The sequence below is a fragment of the Dolichospermum sp. LEGE 00246 genome (assembly GCF_015207865.1).
Classification (GTDB): domain Bacteria; phylum Cyanobacteriota; class Cyanobacteriia; order Cyanobacteriales; family Nostocaceae; genus Dolichospermum; species Dolichospermum heterosporum.
Window position 1 is genome coordinate 1 of the sequence record NZ_JADEWA010000576.1, and the last position, 2,921, is coordinate 2,921.

2 protein-coding genes are annotated in these 2,921 nt (G+C 42.9%); both read right to left on the bottom strand.

The window, feature by feature from the left end; genetic code table 11:
- Positions 1 to 197: 197 nt before the first annotated feature.
- Positions 198 to 1,478 carry a VWA domain-containing protein gene (locus tag IQ228_RS24200; protein WP_027401714.1) on the bottom strand — a complete coding sequence of 427 codons (1,281 nt, stop codon included), beginning with the start codon at positions 1,476 to 1,478 and terminating at the stop codon, positions 198 to 200.
- On the bottom strand, positions 1,475 to 2,731 hold the full coding sequence (locus IQ228_RS24205) for a VWA domain-containing protein (RefSeq protein WP_027401713.1): 1,257 nt from the start codon (positions 2,729 to 2,731) through the stop codon (positions 1,475 to 1,477). The genes IQ228_RS24200 and IQ228_RS24205 overlap by 4 nt, the downstream gene beginning before the upstream one ends.
- Between the last annotated feature and the right edge of the window lie 190 nt (positions 2,732 to 2,921).

Consider the following 2,921-nt stretch of genomic DNA (forward strand, 5'->3'; position numbering starts at 1 on the left):
ATGTGGGGGAGGTAGAGGGGGAGGGAAGAACAGAAGTTTTTTTCCATTACCCGTCAAAATAAATTTGACGAACTGCTAGAAGTATGGCTAACGCCACGCTGCGCTATCAGCAAACCCTACTTCATGGTTTTTGAGCGATCGCTGGCTCAAAAATTGCCGAAAATTTGATCAGGTAGGCCAAAAGACCTACCCTACAGCTATTCTTTCAAAATAGTCTTGGATGCCATTCTTGTCTTCTTGCGATCGCTTTCGGTGAGTTCTTCACCGGCTTGTAAGCGAGTTGCTGAAACTTGTAGCACGGTGGCTGCACAGGTATCACCAATTTGCAAGGCGGTATTAGCAGCAGTTTGTAACATTGTGGCAGCACCAAGGCGATCGCCTAGTTCTAATTTTGCCTCAGCTAATTGAGTTTGCCGATATTTAGCCAAAAGCAGAATCGAGTTTAGCACCTGGGAATTGAGAGCAGGTTCATAACTCTTGGTAAAATTGGCATATATTGGCACTAAGGGAGAAAGTAAACCCTCTTTATTCAAGGATGGGTCATCATAGCGAATTTGAATATGACCAATGACTTGTTTCCCTTCTGGTAATTGTCCCAGATAAATATTCGCTAAAACAACCCTTTCGCTATCCTTCATCAAGTCCCCTAACCGCAGTATTAAAGTCCCATTAGCATCGGTTTCCACTGGTAATTCAATGGTATCTGGGGCAACTTGGGCAACGGGTTTGAGTTCCGCCAGACGGACAACAGGTACTAAAGATAGGAGTAAATGGGCATTTGTTAATCCCACTGATTGTACCCGCCGAAATAGCCGCGCAAATTGAGTTACAGCTTGTTCTGGGTTCTCGATATAAGCTAGAGTCCCACCCCCTGCATCAGCAATCTTTTCCAATAAATCTGGATTCCAGTCATCACCAAAACCCAGGGTGTTAATTGTCAGGTTGAGTTTGGCGGCTTTTTTGGCAAGTTGCAAACAACGTTTATTGTCATTTGGTCCAATTTGCCATTTCCAAATCTGTAACCCGTTATCCCCATGACCATCTGTGAGGAGGAAGGCTTGGGAAACCGCCCCTTTTGTGCCTTTGAGTAGTTCTGTAATCCCCAAGGATAAACCTTCGGCGATGACAGTCCCGCCAGCAGCCTTTAGCTTGGCTCTTAACTGGGTTTTGATGCTTTCAATATCTTGGATGATTTGGTTGGGGATAATGACTCCAGACGTGCCAGCAAAACCGATGATGGAAATCCTGTCACCAACTTTTAATTGATCCAATAATTGCTCAACTGCTTGAATGACAATATTCATGGGTTCACCGGACATAGAACCACTTTGATCGAGAATCAAGCAGAGATTCAAGGGTAAACTTTGTTCAAATTCAGCAGGAATGGCGGAAATAGAAATTGAGAGTTGACGTTGATTGCTTTGTTGGGCAGCATCAACGTTGGTATCATTTAGAGCCGATGTTAGTTGAACTTTCATTGAGGGGAAGCATCTTGCAAAACAGTTTTTGAGACAATTCTGGTTTTTTTGCGATCGCTTTCTGATAACTGTTCCCCAGCTTGTAGGCGGGTGGCGGAAACTTGCAATACCGTTGCAGCACTAGCATCTCCCATTTGCAGCGCAGTTTTTGCCGCAGTTTGTAACATCGTTGCTGCACCAGCCCGATCACCCTGCTGTAATTTCGTTTCGGCTAACTGGGTTTGGCGATATTTGGCTAAAGCTAAAACCGACCGTTGTACCTGGGGATTTGGTGCTGGTTGGTATTCCCTGGTGACATGAGCATAAATTGGTAGATTGGGGGAGTATAGCCCGATTTGGTTATGGGCGGGGTCATCGTAGCGGACTTGAACATTAGCGATCGCCTGTTTACCTTCTGGCAACTGTCCCACATAAATATTAACTAAAACTACCCGTTCCCCGTCTTTCATTAAATCGCCCAATCTCACCACCAAGCGCCCATCGCTTTCGGGTTGTACTGGTAACTCAATGGTATCTGGGGAAACTTGGGCAATGGGTTTGAGTTCTGCTAACCGCACATTAGGCATTAAGGATAATAATAGTTGAGCGTTAGTCAACCCCACTGTTTGCATTCGACTAAACAACCGCCCAAATTCCGATACAGCCTGATCTGGGTGTTGAATATAAGACAACGTACCCATGCCAGCATCAGCGATTTTTTCTAAAACTTTATCATTCCAATTGTCACCAAATCCCAATGTATTTAGAGTTAAATTATAACTGGCGGCTAATTGGGCAAATTTCAAACAGCGATCGTTATCACCATGTTCATTTTCCCCATCAGTCAGTAAAAATGCTTGGGAAACTGTATCATGTTTACCCTTGGCTAATTCTTCAATTCCTAAGCGTAAACCCTCATCAATAGCAGTTCCCCCATCAGCTTTGAGTTGCATGATCTGTTTTTTAATATGTTGGCGATCGCTAATTAACTGATTTGGGACTAGAACTTTAGCCCGGTGGTCAAAAACAACCACACTGAGGCGATCTTCAGGAGTGAGACGATCTACCAATAAACAAGCGGCATTTTTGACAGTTTCTAGGGATTTTCCCATCATTGAACCGCTATGATCGAGAATCAAGCATAAGTTCAATGGCACAGTCCGATCTATTGTTTCACCACTAGCAGAAACAGAAACTACTAATTGACGTTGAGTGCTAGTTTGATTTGCATCTATACCAGCATCATTAAGCGCTAGTTGTAAATTAATCTTCATAATTTCAATTTCCTATCTAGTTTAGACAGATACAATTTTATAGATAACTTCAAACCGCATCCTCCATACTACGGAAAATAAGTTGATTTAGGAGTCACAGGCTGAGAATCACTGGAATAAAAGCCTTAACTTTCCCTAAAACAAAGACTGAAATATGAACAAATAAACATGAAAATTGATATAATTTAAT

Excerpts from the sequence above, each read along its gene's own strand:
- IQ228_RS24200 (WP_027401714.1), bottom strand. The coding sequence starts at position 1,478 with ATGAAAGTTCAACTAACATCGGCTCTAAATGATACCAACGTTGATGCT.
- IQ228_RS24205 (WP_027401713.1), bottom strand. The coding sequence starts at position 2,731 with ATGAAGATTAATTTACAACTAGCGCTTAATGATGCTGGTATAGATGCA.